This window comes from Massilia sp. Root418 (genome assembly GCF_001425265.1).
In the GTDB taxonomy this organism is placed as follows: domain Bacteria; phylum Pseudomonadota; class Gammaproteobacteria; order Burkholderiales; family Burkholderiaceae_D; genus Rugamonas.
In genome coordinates this window covers 436,020-451,117 of record NZ_LMEC01000001.1, presented here as the reverse complement: position 1 = coordinate 451,117, position 15,098 = coordinate 436,020, and the positions used below count along the sequence as shown (strand labels likewise).

Sequence of the window (15,098 nt, the reverse complement as noted above, 5' to 3'; positions counted from 1 at the left end):
CCGGAGAGATTTGGAGAGAATTGGCCGCCATGAAAGGTGAAAGAATAGACATCTTCTTCACCTTGCATAACTGCCATGAACGTCTGCCTCTCGGACCACCCGGACCGGCTTGAACTAAGCATCTTCCGCGCGCGCGGCGCTTACGGCAGCGTGGCGCACGGCAGCGCGCAGGAGGTCTACCGCTACATCAAGGCGCGCACCAGCCGCATTGGCGCGGCCGCCGAACTGCGCGAGATGCTGGCCCGCCAGGGCGCACGCAACCTGCGCTCCGACGAAGACGTGCTGCGCGAGGCCGCCTCGCAGGTGATGCTGGGACGGCTGTTCCTGCTGCTGGGCGAGCAGCGGCCCGCCGTCAGTCCCGGCACCGGCGATCCCGATGCGCCGCCCGCGCCGCCGGAACGTCCGAAGCGGCCCGGCGTATCGCCGCCGCCACCATTGCCGCCGCCACGCAAGGCTGCCGCAACCGAGGCGCCCCCACCCGAGCCGGAAATGACAGCCGCCCTGGCGCAGGACGTGCAGGCGGCAGCATTGGAAGAAGCCGCCAGGGACGGCACGCCGTTCTGCGAGGTGTGCGAAAAGGCCAAGGCGGCGAAAGCGGCGAAGGCGGAGGAACACGCTGCTGCGGCGGACACCAGGGCGGCGGCATGAACGGCGCTGCGGATCCAGCGCCCGGTCTCGACGCGGCAATTGCGCAGCTGTGGCCGCAGGGCGACAGTCTCAGCGCGCCGCAGGTGCACATGCTGGCCGATGGCGCGCGCGACCCGGCCATCGCGCCCATGATACGGTTCGGCAAACTCGACTACGACTGCCTGTTCGCGGAACCGCTCACGCCGCGCCTGCGCGCAGCGGCGCCTTATCTCGTACACCTGGCTGCGGCATCCGCGCAATCGCGCGACATGTTGCGCCGCTGCGGCGAGGGGCATTGGGGCATCCTGGTGTCCGCGCCGTCCCACATCACCACACGCCAGTTGCGGCTGCACTTCAAGAAGCTGCTGTGGGTGCAGGACGAGCAGGGCCGCAAGCTGAACTTCCGCTTTTACGACCCGCGCGTGCTGAGCATTTACCTGCCGACCTGTACCCGGGAGGAACGCGACATTTTCTTCGGGCCGGCGGAGGCGCTGTACTGCCTGGAGGGTGAACAGCTGCGCAGGTACACGCGCCGTGCTTGATTCCCCATCCCCGCTGGTGTAATATCGCCCCATTACGTAATACGTATTACATAATACATTACAGGAGAGGTGCGTGGCCAGAACGGGACTCGACAAAGCCGACGTCAAGCGGGCGCGCGACAGCCTGGTCGCACAGTCGCAATATCCCTCCGTTGACGCTGTCCGCATCGCGCTGGGCAATACCGGCTCCAAGTCCACGATACACAAGTATTTAAAGGAACTGGAAGAAGAGCAGGGCGGCGCACCAAGGCCGCATGCCGTCAGCGATGCCTTGCAGGATCTGGTTGCGCGGCTCGCTGCGCGGCTGCACGGGGAGGCCGAAGACCGCATCGCCGCCAAGGCGCTGGAATACGAGGAGAGCCGCGCTCGCCTGGAAAGTGAGCTGGTGCAGGCGCGCGCAGAAGCCGCCGCGCATGCGAAGACCCGGGCCCAACTGCAAAGCGAGACGCTGGCGCGCCACAAGGCCGAGCAGCTGGTGGATCACCTGACCGAACGGCGCGAGCATGTGCAGGCGGAACTGCGCAAGGCGCAGCAGGCACTGGCCCTGAAGCAGGAAGAACTGGCGCGCGCCAATCAGGAAGCGGCCAAGGCGGCGGCGGAACTGGCGCATGCGCGCGTGGCCGCGTACGACGCGCAGCGCCTGGCGCGCGAACAGGAAGCCAGGCTGGCGCAGATGCGGGACATGGAACTGACGCTGGCACGGACGCGCGCGGCGGCGGAAGGCCAGGCGGGCCTGGTGGCGGAACTGCGCAGTATGCTGCAGGGCCAGCAGGCTCCCGCAGCCAAGCGTAGCAGGAAGGCCGGCTAAGGTGGCGGCTTCAGCGCGCCCGTGGACCTGAACTTGCCCTTGATTTCTTCCAGCTGCTCGTCGATGGAGTACGGCAGCGCCTTCGCAAACAGGTCCAACAGCACGAAGGCGTTGATGGCGCCGTCCGCCGTGATGGCCTGCTTGAGCCGTTTGGCCATGCCGGCGTTGACGGTCTGCAGCGCGAGGTAATTGGCCTTCAGCCCGTCCAGTTCCCAGTCGGGTATCCCCCCTTCGCGTTCGATGAAGTACTGGGCCAGCAAGTAGGTCGAGGCGGCGCGGTAAATAGTCTCTTCCTCGGAAGCGAACGGCAGGTGGAAATGCGCCATGGGACGCAGGAAATCCACGCGCGGGCAGGCACTGCTCGCCGATAGCAATCCCATCAAGGCACCTATGCCGCGCTGCACGGTCGTATCCTTGCTCACCGTGCGTTCGGGCGTTTCAACCCGGACTTCCACTGCATCGTGCGAACGCAGCGCACCCACCATGTCCACCAGCGGCACGAAGCGCACCGCCATCGGGCAGTGCGGCGTGCTGCCGGGCTGCAGCGGGCAGTTGGCGCATTGCTGGAATTCCAGCGCGGTCCAGGCGGGCAGGGCAGCGGGATCGGCGCCCGGGTCCGCATCGAGCGCGCATGAGGCGGCGTGGCCGTCGGCAAAGCGGAAGTGGTAAAGCACGTTCTGCATGGCGGTTCCTGGAGGCGCTGGCTAGCCCCCAGTGTAGCCCCCGTGCGCGGCTTTCTCAACCGCGCACGGGACGGACCCGCCGGCGCCGCGTTACAGCGACTTCAGGAATGCCAGCAAGGCGTCGCGGTCGCTCTTGCCGAGCGCTTCAAAGCGCTGGCGGGCGGCGCTGGCTTCGCCGCCGTGCCACATCACCGCTTCGGTCAGGTTGCGTGCGCGGCCGTCATGCAGGTAGCCTACCTTGGCGGCGTTGCCCATCACCTTGTCCGTGTAGCCGATACCCCACAGCGGCGCGGTGCGCCACATATTGCCCTTGGCCTGGCCTTCCACCACCTTGTCCGCCAGCCCTTCGCCCATGTCGTGCAGCAGCAGGTCCGTGTAGGGACGGATCTTCTGGTTGCGCAGTTCCGCAAACAGGTGGCCGCTGCCGGTCTTCATTTCCACCGTGTGGCAGGCGGAGCAGCGCATGGCCTGGAACAGCCTGGAGCCGGTGCTGACCTGCTGCGCGTCCACGCGGTGCTCGTCCAGCGGCGCCACGCCTTTCGGGAAGCCGCTGGGGATGCTGCGCTGCGCGGGCACGGCCACCAGCGCCAGGTAGCGCGCTATCGACTGCAGGTCCGCTTCGGTAATGCCCTTTTGCGGCGCCGCCGTGGCGCAGTTGGCGGGATCGGTGGCGCAGGAGCGGTTGGGGTAGACCGGCGAAGTCACCGCCATGTCCTGCAGCAGCGCGGCGGCCGCCTGGTGGCGCAGCGTGGCCTTGGATGCCTTCCAGCCGAAACGGCCCAGGCGCACCGCGCCGGTTTCCGGATCGTAGACCCAGTTCGGCACGCCCTTCACGCCGTCCGCGTCCGGTGTGCTGCCGGCGCGCGACAGGATGTCCACTTCCGGCACGGCTTCCAGCAGGCCGGCGCCTATCATCGGCTGTGCGGCGCGCAGCGAGTACAGTTCCGGCACCGCGCCTTCAAACGCCAGCGCGGGCTTGCGCAGTTCCACCGCCGTGCCGTCCGCCAGCTTGGCGGTGCGGGTTTCGAAGCCCGCGACACGCACGCCCGTGCCCCAGTTCTGCGGTGCCCCGCTGGCCGAGATGGCGTTCATCTGCACCGCCGCGCCGTACAGCGGATGCGGCACCTGCTGGCCGGCCGCGTTGGTGGCCGCCACGCGCACCGACATGGTGTCGAGCAGCTGGTTGGCGGCGATCGGCGCCGGGCTGCGGCCATTGTTCACGTGGCAGGCGATACACGCCGACTGGTTGAAGCGCTGGCCCTGCAGGCCCACGGCCGGCGTGTAGCGGTCGTTCCCCGGTTCGTTGTGGTCGCCGGTGGTGAAGCTGGTGTGCACCAGGCGGCGGCCTTCCACAAAGCGCTGCACGTTCTGCATGCCGATGTTGTTGTGCGGCTGCTGGAACATGAACAGGCCGTTGTCCGAATAGTTATAGGACACCGAACCGTCGCCGCCGGACAGCGTCTCGGCAGGCAGCGGCACCGAGTTCAGGCGCGGCTGCACGCCGTACCAGGGCCGCAGGCCGGTGCCGACCACGTAGATCCACTCGGCGGAGTAGTAGCGCACGCCGCCGTTGTCGCCCTTGGCCTGCATCGATTCGGCGGTGCTGAACATGGAAGGCGAGACCTCGATAACATCGCCCACCACCAGCGGACGGGCAGGGATGTTCTGGCCGTTGGGGAAACCGTTGGCGTCCAGCGCGGCCATACCCGGGTAGTTCTTCACCTGGATGGTGCAGCCGCCGTTGATGCCGTCGGCATTGGTGAGGCGGTTGTTGGCCGGGTAGGGGACCGGCTTGCAGATGTCGATGTTGTCGTTCACCAGCTGGCCGGGCGCCATCCAGCCATAGCCGGTCACGCCGGGCCGGTCGATGGCACGGAAGAACGCCACGCCGCCTTTCAGGAAGTCCACCGTGGTGTACTGGTTCACGATCAGGGTCGGCTTGGTGACGCCGGCCACGCGGCTGTTGTCGATCACCTCCACGCCCCAGGTGCGGTTCTTGAAGTACTGCGGCACGAAGGTGAGGTAGTTGCCGGGGCCCTTGTCGAGCGGCAGGCCGGTCACCGGGTCCACCGTCTCGTTCGGGCCGTAGCCGATCTCGTTCCATTCCTCGCCGCGCTCGCGGCCGTGGCGGGCCAGGCCGCGCGCGCCGAAGCGCGTGACCAGGCTGCCGTCGGCCAGCGTGAACTGCAGGGTTTCCAGCGGCTCGGCGGCGGATGGCAATGCCTGCCAGCCGGTGCCGCCGGCGGGGAATCTCAGGGCCGAGGTGGCCGAGGTGAACAGCGTGTTGTCGCTGCCCGGCGATTTGAACTCCACTTCAAACAGGGAGTAGCCGTAGTTGGTGGCGCGCGCAATGCCTTGCAGGCGGACGTAGCGCGCGCTGATGCCGAGGTTGAAGAACTCCTCGGTCCCGCCCTGGCCGTTGCCGACATAGCGCGCCTGCGACCAGGTCTGGCCGTCGTCCGACACCTGCAGCGCGTACTGCTTGCCGTACGCGTTCTCCCACACCAGCTTCATGTAGCCGACCCGGGTCTTGGCGCCGAAATCGAACTGGATCCAGGCGGCGTTGTCCGCCTTGCTGGCCCAGCGCGTGTTCGCTTTGCCGTCGATCGCCAGCGGTGCGGCCAGGCCGCCGTTTTCAGGTTCGGAGGAAGTGGCCGCAACCGGTTTGAGGACGACGCCGGGTAAAGACGTGTCGATCGTTCCAGGGTCCGGCTGCGGCTGCGGGTCCGGTTCCGGCTGCACCACGGCGCCGCCGGAAAATGCCTGGATCTCGAAGATGGAATAGCCGTAGTTGGTGGAGCGCTTCACGCCCTGCATGCGCAGGTAGCGGCCCTGGCCGGTGAGGCCGGTCCAGTCTTCCGTTCCGCCGTCGCTGCCGTCGACCGTCTTGATGGTGGTCCAGTTGCTGCCGTCTTCCGAGGTTTGCAGCAAGTATTGCGTGGCGTGCGCGTTTTCCCACTGGATGCGGACGCGATTGATCGGCACGGAGGTGCCGAAGTCCAGCGTCAGGAACTGGTCGTCCGAAAAACCGCTGCCCCAGCGGGTGCTGGCGTTGCGGTCGATGGCAGCCGCCGCGCCCAGGTCGCCGCGCTCCGCCGAGCTGGCGGTCGCGCCGGCCGGCGCCAGCTCCACTTCCGGCGCCGCCGCGCCCGTGGCCAGGCCGCGGAACGATGCGCCGCCGCCTTGCTTGCTGGCTGTCATGCTGGTGCCGGCGGAGTCGCCGCTGCCGCCGCCGCATGCGGCCAGCAGCAAAGTAAGGGCGAGAGGTAGCCCCTGGATGGACAATTTTCTGTGATACGGCGCTTCAGACATGCTACCTCCCCATTAAACATTTTCAAGTATTAATGATAACCATCATATTTACTTACTAATTAAAAGCCGCTGGTGAGGCGGCTTGCATGGTGCTCTTTTCAGTAACTAAAATATTCCCCAACTGCAACTTTTAAAACTTTCGGTAACATAACTTGTGCCTTGGACCGTGTCAAGCGATACACCTTTCAATTGTGCTCATTGACCGGGCATGCCGCCGGTGCTAAATTAACCAAATGGTTAAATACGAAAATCAGCTCGACGCGGTCTTCACCGCCCTGGCGCACCCGGCGCGGCGGGCCATGCTCGCGAGGCTATGCCGGGGCACCGCCTCGGTCGGCGAGTTGGCCGAGCCCTTCGACATGTCGCTGCCTGCCGTCACCAAGCACTTGAAAGTGCTGGAACGCGCGGAACTGATCAGCCGCAGCAAAAGTGCGCAGTGGCGCCTGTGCCGGCTGGAGCCAGCCCCCCTGAATACGGCCTCCGGCTGGATCGACGAACAACGCAAGGTGTGGGTGGCCCGCCTGGACCGGCTGGAAGATTATCTGCACGTACTCCAACAACAGAAAGGAAGAGACGATGGCGACAAGTGAACGCGAACTGGTGCTGCAGCGGCAATTGCCGTTTGCGCGTGAACTGGTATGGAAGGCCATGACGCTGCCCGAGCACGTGAATGTGTGGTGGGGGCCGGACGGCTTCCGCAACGAAAACGTGGCCATGGACTTGCGCGTCGGCGGCGCCTGGACGTTCGACATGGTGGGGCCGGACGGCACGCGCTATCCGAACCATTCGGTATTCAAGGAGATCACGCCGCCATCGCGCCTGGTGTACGACCATGGCGACGGGCAGCGGGTCCGGTTCGAGGCCACCATCACGCTGGAGGAAGCGCACGGCGGCACGCTGCTCACGCTGCGCCAGCTCTACGACAGCCAGGCCGCGCGCGACGAGGTGGTGGAGAAGTATGGCGCCGTCGAGGGGGGCAAACAGCACATGGCGAAGCTGGAACAATACCTCGAAGCGCACCAGGCGGCGCTTGGCGCGGCTGCGCCGCCGCTTGCGCTGTACGGCCATCCGTTTTCCTCCTACACGCAGAAAGTGCTGACCGCGCTGTACGAGAACGGCACGCCGTTCGAATTCCGCTGCCTCGGGCCGGATACGCCGCAGCACGCAGCGGAATGGCAGCGCCGCTGGCCGCTGCACAAGTTCCCGCTGCTGGTGGACGCCGGGCGCGACGTGGCTGAGAGCAGCATCATCATCGAATACCTGCAGATGGCGCATCCGGGGCCTGTGCGCCTGCTGCCGTCCGATGTGCAGGCCGCGCTCGACGTGCGCTTCATGGACCGCTTCTTCGACCTGCACGTCATGACGCCGATGCAGCACGCGGTGGGCGGCGCGCTGAGCGGCAACGCCACGAAGAAGGCGGAGGCCCTGGCGCACGCCAGCGCCAGGCTGGACATCGCCTACGCCTGGCTGGAGCGGCACCTGGCCGGGAAAACGTGGGCCTGCGGAGCCGAGTTCACCCTGGCCGATTGCGCGGCCGCGCCATCCCTGTTCTACGCCGACTGGACCCACAGGATTGCAGAACACTACCCGCTGCTGCGCGCCTACCGCGCGCGCCTGCTGGCACGGCCGTCCTTCGCGCGGGCCGTGGAAGAAGCGCGACAATTCCGTCCCTTGTTCCCACTCGGCGCGCCCGATCGCGACTAGAATAGGGCATGGATACAAGCAAAGGTATCGGCCGGCAGCAACGCGAAACACGGAACGGACACCGCGGCGCGGTGGTCTGGTTCACCGGCCTGTCCGGCGCCGGCAAGACCACGCTGGCCCATGCCGTGCAGGAGCGCCTGTTCGAGGCAGGCTGCCAGAGCTACGTGCTCGATGGCGACAACCTGCGCCAGGGCTTGTGTTCGGACCTGGGTTTCTCGGCGCAGGACCGCAGCGAGAACATTCGCCGCGCCGGCGAAACGGCCGGCCTGCTGGCGGACGCCGGCATCATCGTGCTGGCCGCCTTCATCTCCCCCTTCAATGCTGACCGAGACCGCGTGCGCGCGCGCTTGCCTGCCGGGGACTTCATCGAGGTCCATTGCGATTGCCCGCTGGCGGTGTGCGAACAGCGCGACGTGAAAGGCCTGTACCGCCGCGCGCGGGCCGGTGAAGTGGCGCAGTTCACGGCCATTTCCTCGCCCTACGAGGCGCCCCTGCATCCGGAGCTGTCGCTTGATACGTCCCGGCTCGGCATCGCGGACTGCGTCGAACAGGTGCTGGCCAGGCTGCGCGGGGGTGGCGTGCTTGCCCCGCCGCGCTAGCCGGGCAGCAGCACCTTGAGCAGGTCCAGGCAGGCGCGCGCCGCCGCGCCGCCGGCGTCCTGTTCCCCATGCCAGGACGAGACCGACACGGCAACCACGCGGTAGCCGCGCAGGTGGGTGAACAAGGCCGCCATCTGCTCCAGGTCCGGGCCGCCCGGCACATGGTATTTCAGCGCCGGCATGCGCTGCGACTCGTCCAGCACGTCGGTATCGAAATGCACGTACAGGGTTTCGTTCGGCGACAGGTGCCCCAGCACCTCGTCAAGCCCGCAGTGGACGATGGCCGATGCGCGCAAGGCTTCGTCTTCGCCGGGATCGAGGTCGCGCGCGTCGGACAGCACGATGCGCTGTTCCGGGTAGGGCCGGGCGCCCACGGCGGCGCGCATGGCAGCGATGCTGTCGCGCTGTTCCTGGCGCCGGTCCGGGCGGCCCACCAGCATGGCCAGCGGCATGCCGCCCAGGTACTGCGTCTGGGTGGTGGCCCAGGTGTGGAAGTCGCCGTGCGCGTCCAGCCAGAGCAGGCGCTGCGGCTCGCGGCCGGCCTGCTGCAAGCCGGCCAGCATGCCCATCGAGGACACGCAATCGCCGGAAATACTGAGCGGGATTTCGCCGCCCGCCGCCGCGTCGCGCACCTGCTGCGCCAGCAGGGCGTAAATGCGCCCCATGCTGCGCAGCTGCAAGTTCTTGTCGGCGATGGCCACGGCGTCCGCTTCCGGCGTGCTGATGACGGTCCACGGTTTGTCGTCCAGCGACGCGACGTTGAGCAGGCCGTCGCGCCGCTGCCCCATCAGGTATGGCACCAGCAGGCGCCGTATCATAGCCAGGCCTCCGGTTCGGCGCCGTAGCCCAGCTCCCGCATGGTGCGCGCCACCGCCGGCAGGCGGGCCAGCGGCTCAAGCAGCGCGCGGCGCTTGCGCCAGCGGCCCGGTGCCGGCGCCTCGGTGGCCATGGTGACCGGCAGCGCGCCCGGTCCGTGTGGCTGGTACTGCGGCGGCGGCAAGTCCAGCCAGCCGCACACGCGCTCCAGCGTGGCCGCGGGCGCGGCAAGGAAATCTTCGAAGGCCACGCGGTGCGCGGCCTCGCCGCTTTCCAGGATGTGTCGATGGCACGACAGCCACTGGTTCAGGCACACCAGTTCCAGGCTGGCGTCCGCATAGTCGCCCCAGTTGGGCGGCAGGTCGAACTTCCACCAGCGCCGCCCGAATTCGCACAAGTCGGAATAGCCCGCGATGGCCAGTTCCGCGCCGGCGCGGGCCATGTCATGGGCGAAGAAGCCGGTAGGGGAGAGCCAGCCGTCCATCAGGCCGTTCACGCTCTGCGCGTAGCCGCGCGTGAGGTGGATGTGGCGCACGTCGGCGTTGGGGAACAGCTGCCGGTACAGGCCGGGACGGTAGGCGTCCGACGGCGTCTTGAACAGCAGCAGCCTGGCCCCGGCGTCCGCTTCGGTGAAGCGCCGCCGGCGCAGGTCCGGCAGCACGAAGGGCGGTTCCTCGATCTTGACCGCCTCGTCGAAAGGGCGCCGCTCGCCGGGGCCGATGCCGCCGTCGTAGTAGTCCAGGCGCCAGGAGCCGGCGCCGAATACCCCGCCCAGTACGGCCTGGGCCAGCTCCTGCTGCGTCATGCGCGCGGCGTGTTCGCAGGCGTGCCCCAGGGACGCCGCCAGGCTGCACTGCAGGGCCGCGTAGGCATCCAGCGTGGCGAGCATCGTGGGGAACTGCAGCAGCAGGCGCCTGCTCCAGCGCTGCTGCAGCTCGGCCAGCGGGGCGATGTGCGGCGTGGCGATGGACAGGCCGTCGAAGATGTTGTCGGCCAGCGCATCCGGATTGCGCAGCCGGGCGATGGCGTCGCTGGTGCAGGCCGGGTCCTGGCCGAAACCGTTGCCGCTCAGCGTCAGATAGGGTTCGGCCTCGCCGTCCAGCGCGGCGATATCCGGGTGGCGCGCCAGCGCCGCCTTGAACAGCGTGGAACCGGAGCGTGAACTGGTGAGTATCACCGCCACCCGGCGCACCTTGGCGCGCCAGGGCGCATGGGGCACGGCGCGCAGGGCGCTGACGCTGGCGTGCAGGCTGTCCATTGCCGCTAGGCGGGGCTGGCGCGCTGGAACAGGAAGGCGTAGAACTGGCGCTCCTCGGCCTCGCCGGGCACGCTGCTTGCCAGCAGCTCGACGCTGAACCCCGCTTCCGCCGCCAGGCGCTCGACCACGTCCACGGCGCCGAAATTGGAATGCGAGAAGTAGATGCGGCCGCCCGGCTTGAGGTGCTTGCCAACCTCGCGGAAAAAGCGGGTGTTGGTCTGGAAGTCGGTGTCCCACTGCGAGCGCGCCACCACATCGGGCGCGGTCTTGTTGCGGAAGGGCAGATTGGCGGTGATGACGTCGAACTGCTCGTCGCCCACCGCCTCGAACAGGTCCGAGCGGCGCACTTCCATGATGCCGTCGAAGCCGTGCTCGTGCGCATTGCGGCTGGCGCTGCGCACGGCCGCCGGGTTGATGTCCAGCGCCAGGACGCGCCCCGCCTGGCCGTAGCACGCGAACACGGCGATCACGCCCGAGCCGGTGCCCACGTCGAGCACGCTTTCCCCCGGTACGATGCGGAAGTTGCGCACCAGCGGCTGGCTGTCGAGGAAGGGCCAGAAGGTTTCCGGATACACGTGGAACTTCTTGCCCAGATAGGTGATGGTGCGGCCTTCGTCCGGCACCGCCTTGAACGCTTTCTGCCGGCTGCGCTGCCACCGGTCGACCTTGCTTTCGCTGACAGGCTGTGCGGATTCCATGGCGAACTCCAGCGGTTTGACGTGCACCATACTACCCAGCCCGTTTGGCTGAATCAAGCGTGCACTGCACGCTGTGCGGGAAGCCCAACACTTGCAAGATGCGAGGCGGGGCGGTCGGCGCTTGCGAAAATCACCAGCGCACTGGATGATTTAGCCCAAGGGCGGCCCGGATCCGCCACAGGCGCGCCGCGCTGGTGTATGTTCAGCCTGCATAACAATTCATCCGGAGTCAAAGCAATGAAATGGATCAGCGTGGTGTTGACGAGGCTGGCGCCGTGGGCTGCCGCCATGGGCGTGGCGGCGGCGCTGCAGGCGCCCGCGGCCGCCTACACCTGGGATAACGTGGCCATGGGCGGGGGCGGCTTCGTCTCGGCCGTCATTCCCAGCAAGGCCCAGGGCGTCATCTACGCGCGCACCGACGTCGGCGGCGCATACCGCTGGGACAACGCGAATGGCCGCTGGGTGCCGCTGCTGGACTGGGTCTCGGACGAGCAGACCGGCTACCTGGGCGTGGAATCGCTGGCGGTCGATCCCAAGAACGCGGCCAATGTGTATATGTTGGCGGGCATCAGCTACCACAACGGCGGCAAGACCGCGATCCTGCGCTCGAGCAACTACGGCGCCACGTTCGCCGTGACCGATGTGAGCGGCCAGTTCAAGGCGCACGGCAACGGCATGGGCCGCCAGAACGGCGAGCGCCTGGTGGTCGATCCGGGTTCCAGCAATGTGCTGTACGCCGGCACCCGCTGGAACGGGCTGTTCAAGAGCACCGATTCGGGCGCGAGCTGGTCGCAGCTCACGTCGCTCAATGTGAGCACCACCGCCAACGAGAACGGCATCAGCCTGGTCATGGCCGACCCGGCCAGTGTGTCGGGCGGAGTGGCGCAACGCCTGTTCGTCGGCGTGTCGCGCTATGGTTCCGCCGGTGCCAACCTGTACCGGAGCGACAACGCCGGGGCGTCGTTCAGCGCGGTCCCCGGCAGCCCGCCCGGCCTGATGCCCCAGCGCGCCGCCTTCGACGGCGCCGGCAATATCTACCTCACCTATGCCAATGGCGCCGGCCCGCACGGCAACCAGTCCGGGACCGAGCCGATGAACAGCGGCCAGATCTGGCGCTACACCATCGCCAACGGCAACTGGACCAACGTCACTCCGTCCGGCGTGGCGGCCGCTTTCAGCGGCATCAGCGTGGACCCGGCCAATGCCCAGCGCCTGGTGGCTTCTTCCATCAACCTGTATGCGCCGCAGGGAGGCAATTACGGCGACCGGGTCTACCTTTCCACCAACGGCGGCGCCAGCTGGACCGACGTGGTGGCGCGCGGCTTCGCCAGGGATACCGGCGGCGTGAGCTGGACGGCCAACGCCAGCATCCACTGGGCCGGCACGGCGGTGTTCGATCCCTTCAACAGCAAGTCGGTCTGGCTCACCTCGGGCAACGGCATCTTCAAAACCAGCGATATCGACGCCGCGCCCACCACCTGGACTTTCCAGGCCAAGGGCCTGGAAGAGACGGTGCCGCTGAATATCTACAGCATTCCGGGCGGCCCGCTGCTGTCCGCGCTGGGGGACGTGGACGGCTTCCAGCACTACAACACCGCCACCTACACCAATCCGATGTACGCGCCCGCCATGGGGACCACCACCGGCCTGGCCGTGGCGGACGCCAGCACCAGCACGGTGGCGCGGGTGGGCACCAGGCTCTACACCTCCACCAACGGCGGCACCAGCTGGACGGCCGCCAGCTTGAACGGCGGCAAGGGCCAGCTTGCGCTGTCGGCCAGCGGCAGCGTGCTGCTGCATAGCCCGGAGAATTCCGCCACGAGCTACCGGTCCACCAACCTGGGCACCAGCTGGACGGCGATCAACGGCCTGGGCGTGAACAACGCGCGCCTGCTGGCGGACCCGGTCAACCCCGCCAAGTTCTACGTGCACAACCCGAGCGATGGCAGCTTCATGATCAGCACGGACGGCGGCGCGACGTTCTGGAAGTTCAACACGCTGCCGGCCGGCGGCGGCGACCTGATACGCGCCGCGCCCGGCCGCGAGGGCGATATCTGGGTGCCGCTATACGGCGGCGGGCTGGCCCGCAGCACCAGCTCCGGCTGGCAATTCAGCACCTTCGCCAATGTCAGCTATTGCGCTGCAGTCGGATTCGGCAAGGCAGCGCCGGGCGTCGGCTATCCGACCGTGTTCATCTGGGGCACGGTAGGCGGCGTGCGCGGCCTGTTCCGTTCCACCGATATCGGCCAGTCCTGGACCCGGGTGAACGACAACGCGCACCAGTACGGCGGGCCGGGCAACGGCAAGTTCGTGGCCGGCGACATGAACACCTTTGGTGTGGTCTACATGAGCACGGCGGGCAGGGGCATCGTGGCCGGCAGGCCCTGACCCAGTCGATTCGCCGGGGCAAAGCCGCCGCGCGCGGCGGACGCGCTGCGCGGCAGCGCTGGTCAGGGCGGCGAAACATCCTGTGCTGGGCGGGCTCAGCCGCCACCAGCCATGGTACGGGTCACACGGTCCAGGTGGGCGCGCATGGCCTTGCGGGCGCCGGCGGCGTCACGCCCAGCGATGGCTTCGAGAATCGCGCGGTGGTCCAGCAGCGTGGCCTTGCGCAGCTCCTCCGTGCGGTAGTGCTCCTTCAGCCGCTGCCACAGGCTGCCGCGCTGCCGCCACAGGCAGTCAATCACACCCGCCAGCGCGGTATTGCCGGTGGCGTGCGCGATGGCCAGATGGAAGTTGCGGTCCGCCAGCTCGTTGCTGGACCGGTCCTCGTGGCTGCGCTCCATTTCCAGCACGGCGGCCAGGATGGCGTCCAGCCCCGCGCTGGTGGCGTTCCGCGCGGCCAGCGCCGCCACCTCGGTTTCGATCACGCCGCGCGCGGCCAGCACCTCGAAAGGGCCCGGTCCCGCTTCCGGCACCTCGGCCGTGGCGGCCACGCTGCTGCTCACGTACACGCCGGAGCCGCCGCGCACCTCGACCACGCCGCCGAGCTCCAGCGCGATCAGTCCTTCCCGCAGCGAAGCACGGCTGACCTGCAGCGACGCCGCCAGCTCGCGCTCGGACGGCAGGCGCGCACCCGCTTCCATGCCCTGTTGCCGTATCAGTTCTTGTATGCGCTCGGCCACCACGCGGTACATGCGGGGCTCGGCGGGGCGCGGTGCGAGCGATGGAGATGCGCTCATGCGTCCCCCGCCTGCGCAATGCCGTAGAAGCGCAGCGCGTTCAGGCCGAATACGGCCTCCCGCTGTCCTGCGTCCAGGCCGGCGAGCAGCGCCTCGCTGGCGGCAAGCCACGCCGCGTAGTCGGCAGCCAGGCGCAGCACGGGCCAGTCGCTACCCCACATCACGCGCTGCGGCCCGAACGTATGCAGCACGTGGTGTGCATAGGGCGCCAGCTGCGCCACGGTCCAGCCGGGACCGGCCTCGGTGACCATGCCGGACAGCTTGCATTCCACCTGCGGTTCGGCCGCCAGGCGATCCATGTCGTTGAGCCATTGCGCGTCCGGGGCGCCGTGCATCACAGGTTTGGCCACGTGGTCGATCACGATGGGCAGGGCGGGGTAGCGGCGCGCGAAGGCCAGCAGCGGCTGCAGATGGCGCGGCAGCACCAGCGCGTCGAAGCGCAGGCCGTGGCGCAGCATGGCCTCCACGGACGGCGCCAGCGCTGGGTCGTCTATCCAGCCGTCGTCCAGGTCCTGCAGCATGGGCCGCAGGCCGCACAGCTTGGGGTGGGCGGCCATGGCGGCAATGCGGCCGGGGGCGTCGGGCGCCTTCAGGTCCACCCAGCCCACCACGCCGGCAATGAAGCTGTGGCGGTCAGCCAGGTCCAGCATGAAGCGGGTGTCCTCTTCGTTGGGCATGGATTGCACCAGCACGGTGGCGGCAACGCCGCTCTGCTGCAGCAGGCCTGCCAGGTCGTCCGGACAGAAATCGCGGTAGATGGGGGCCAGCTCGGGCGGCGGCCATGCGCCTTCGCGCGCGGCCAGGCGCCAGAAATGCTGGTGGGCGTCGACACGCATCACGGCATGGCCTCCGGCGGAATGACTCATAGC

Annotated in this window: 14 protein-coding genes and 1 pseudogene; 8 read left to right on the top strand and 7 right to left on the bottom strand. The window is 68.0% G+C overall.

The window, feature by feature from the left end:
- Positions 1–75: 75 nt before the first annotated feature.
- From ASC94_RS01815 to ASC94_RS01805, 3 genes are all read left to right on the top strand, one after another.
- A complete protein-coding gene (locus ASC94_RS01815) occupies positions 76–648 on the top strand; it encodes a hypothetical protein (RefSeq protein ID WP_056389887.1) in 573 nt (190 codons plus the stop codon).
- Positions 645–1,169: a DUF4123 domain-containing protein gene (locus ASC94_RS01810; RefSeq protein WP_056389883.1), complete on the top strand. Its 525-nt coding sequence runs from the start codon at positions 645–647 to the stop codon at positions 1,167–1,169. The genes ASC94_RS01815 and ASC94_RS01810 overlap by 4 nt, the downstream gene beginning before the upstream one ends.
- A 73-nt stretch (positions 1,170–1,242) precedes the next feature.
- Positions 1,243–1,977 carry a DNA-binding protein gene (locus tag ASC94_RS01805; protein ID WP_056389879.1) on the top strand — a complete coding sequence of 245 codons (735 nt, stop codon included), beginning with the start codon at positions 1,243–1,245 and terminating at the stop codon, positions 1,975–1,977.
- On the opposite strand, the gene ASC94_RS01800 is transcribed toward ASC94_RS01805, so the two are convergent.
- Together ASC94_RS01800 and ASC94_RS01795 are read right to left on the bottom strand one after the other, a co-directional pair.
- The gene (locus tag ASC94_RS01800; RefSeq protein WP_056389876.1) at positions 1,974–2,660 is read right to left on the bottom strand and encodes a hypothetical protein; all 687 of its coding nucleotides are present in this window, start codon (positions 2,658–2,660) and stop codon (positions 1,974–1,976) included. The two genes, ASC94_RS01805 and ASC94_RS01800, sit on opposite strands and share 4 nt — an antisense overlap.
- A 90-nt stretch (positions 2,661–2,750) precedes the next feature.
- On the bottom strand, positions 2,751–5,861 hold the full coding sequence (locus ASC94_RS01795; protein WP_229417133.1) for a di-heme oxidoredictase family protein: 3,111 nt from the start codon (positions 5,859–5,861) through the stop codon (positions 2,751–2,753).
- A gap of 344 nt (positions 5,862–6,205) precedes the next feature.
- Here ASC94_RS01795 and ASC94_RS01790 point away from each other — a divergent pair, with 344 nt between their 5' ends.
- The 4 genes and pseudogenes from ASC94_RS01790 (at position 6,206) to cysC (ending at position 8,275) form a co-directional block, all read left to right on the top strand.
- Positions 6,206–6,562, top strand: a complete 357-nt coding sequence (locus ASC94_RS01790) for a helix-turn-helix transcriptional regulator (RefSeq protein ID WP_056389870.1) — start codon at positions 6,206–6,208, stop codon at positions 6,560–6,562.
- Positions 6,549–6,974, top strand: a pseudogene (locus ASC94_RS33425) (SRPBCC domain-containing protein); the annotation flags it as partial. The gene ASC94_RS01790 and the pseudogene ASC94_RS33425, both read left to right, overlap by 14 nt.
- Positions 6,960–7,676 (top strand): glutathione S-transferase family protein, encoded by a 717-nt coding sequence (locus ASC94_RS33420; protein WP_082616204.1) that lies wholly within the window; start codon positions 6,960–6,962, stop codon positions 7,674–7,676. The pseudogene ASC94_RS33425 and the gene ASC94_RS33420, both read left to right, overlap by 15 nt.
- A gap of 8 nt (positions 7,677–7,684) precedes the next feature.
- Positions 7,685–8,275: an adenylyl-sulfate kinase gene (gene cysC, locus ASC94_RS01780; protein ID WP_056389868.1), complete on the top strand. Its 591-nt coding sequence runs from the start codon at positions 7,685–7,687 to the stop codon at positions 8,273–8,275.
- Here the strand turns inward: cysC and ASC94_RS01775 are convergent.
- From ASC94_RS01775 to ASC94_RS01765, 3 genes are read right to left on the bottom strand one after another with little or no spacing between them, the layout of a single operon-like run.
- Positions 8,272–9,093, bottom strand: coding sequence for an arginase family protein (locus tag ASC94_RS01775; protein WP_056389865.1), 822 nt, complete (start codon positions 9,091–9,093; stop codon positions 8,272–8,274). The two genes, cysC and ASC94_RS01775, sit on opposite strands and share 4 nt — an antisense overlap.
- Positions 9,090–10,349: a sulfotransferase gene (locus tag ASC94_RS01770; protein ID WP_056389862.1), complete on the bottom strand. Its 1,260-nt coding sequence runs from the start codon at positions 10,347–10,349 to the stop codon at positions 9,090–9,092. Before ASC94_RS01770 ends, ASC94_RS01775 begins: the two co-directional genes overlap by 4 nt.
- A 5-nt stretch (positions 10,350–10,354) precedes the next feature.
- Complete coding sequence (locus ASC94_RS01765) at positions 10,355–11,047, bottom strand: methyltransferase (RefSeq protein WP_056392012.1); 693 nt, start codon at positions 11,045–11,047, stop codon at positions 10,355–10,357.
- Between the two features lie 237 nt (positions 11,048–11,284).
- On the opposite strand from ASC94_RS01765, the gene ASC94_RS01760 reads away from it, so the two are divergent.
- Entirely contained in the window at positions 11,285–13,435 is a 2,151-nt protein-coding gene (locus tag ASC94_RS01760; protein WP_056389860.1) for a hypothetical protein, read from the top strand.
- Between the two features lie 95 nt (positions 13,436–13,530).
- On the opposite strand, the gene ASC94_RS01755 is transcribed toward ASC94_RS01760, so the two are convergent.
- Together ASC94_RS01755 and ASC94_RS01750 are read right to left on the bottom strand one after the other, a co-directional pair.
- Positions 13,531–14,184, bottom strand: a complete 654-nt coding sequence (locus tag ASC94_RS01755) for a FadR/GntR family transcriptional regulator (protein ID WP_373888097.1) — start codon at positions 14,182–14,184, stop codon at positions 13,531–13,533.
- 41 nt (positions 14,185–14,225) lie between these two features.
- Complete coding sequence (locus ASC94_RS01750; RefSeq protein WP_200955525.1) at positions 14,226–15,095, bottom strand: amidohydrolase; 870 nt, start codon at positions 15,093–15,095, stop codon at positions 14,226–14,228.
- Between the last annotated feature and the right edge of the window lie 3 nt (positions 15,096–15,098).

Bases quoted from the DNA above. Each gene is read 5' to 3' on its own strand.
- ASC94_RS01815 (WP_056389887.1), top strand. From the start codon at position 76: ATGAACGTCTGCCTCTCGGACCACCCGGACCGGCTTGAACTAAGCATC.
- ASC94_RS01810 (WP_056389883.1), top strand. From the start codon at position 645: ATGAACGGCGCTGCGGATCCAGCGCCCGGTCTCGACGCGGCAATTGCG.
- ASC94_RS01800 (WP_056389876.1), bottom strand. From the start codon at position 2,660: ATGCAGAACGTGCTTTACCACTTCCGCTTTGCCGACGGCCACGCCGCC.
- ASC94_RS01795 (WP_229417133.1), bottom strand. From the start codon at position 5,861: ATGACAGCCAGCAAGCAAGGCGGCGGCGCATCGTTCCGCGGCCTGGCC.
- ASC94_RS01790 (WP_056389870.1), top strand. From the start codon at position 6,206: ATGGTTAAATACGAAAATCAGCTCGACGCGGTCTTCACCGCCCTGGCG.
- ASC94_RS33420 (WP_082616204.1), top strand. From the start codon at position 6,960: ATGGCGAAGCTGGAACAATACCTCGAAGCGCACCAGGCGGCGCTTGGC.
- cysC (WP_056389868.1), top strand. From the start codon at position 7,685: ATGGATACAAGCAAAGGTATCGGCCGGCAGCAACGCGAAACACGGAAC.
- ASC94_RS01775 (WP_056389865.1), bottom strand. From the start codon at position 9,093: ATGATACGGCGCCTGCTGGTGCCATACCTGATGGGGCAGCGGCGCGAC.
- ASC94_RS01770 (WP_056389862.1), bottom strand. From the start codon at position 10,349: ATGGACAGCCTGCACGCCAGCGTCAGCGCCCTGCGCGCCGTGCCCCAT.
- ASC94_RS01765 (WP_056392012.1), bottom strand. From the start codon at position 11,047: ATGGAATCCGCACAGCCTGTCAGCGAAAGCAAGGTCGACCGGTGGCAG.
- ASC94_RS01760 (WP_056389860.1), top strand. From the start codon at position 11,285: ATGAAATGGATCAGCGTGGTGTTGACGAGGCTGGCGCCGTGGGCTGCC.
- ASC94_RS01755 (WP_373888097.1), bottom strand. From the start codon at position 14,184: ATGTACCGCGTGGTGGCCGAGCGCATACAAGAACTGATACGGCAACAG.
- ASC94_RS01750 (WP_200955525.1), bottom strand. From the start codon at position 15,095: ATGAGTCATTCCGCCGGAGGCCATGCCGTGATGCGTGTCGACGCCCAC.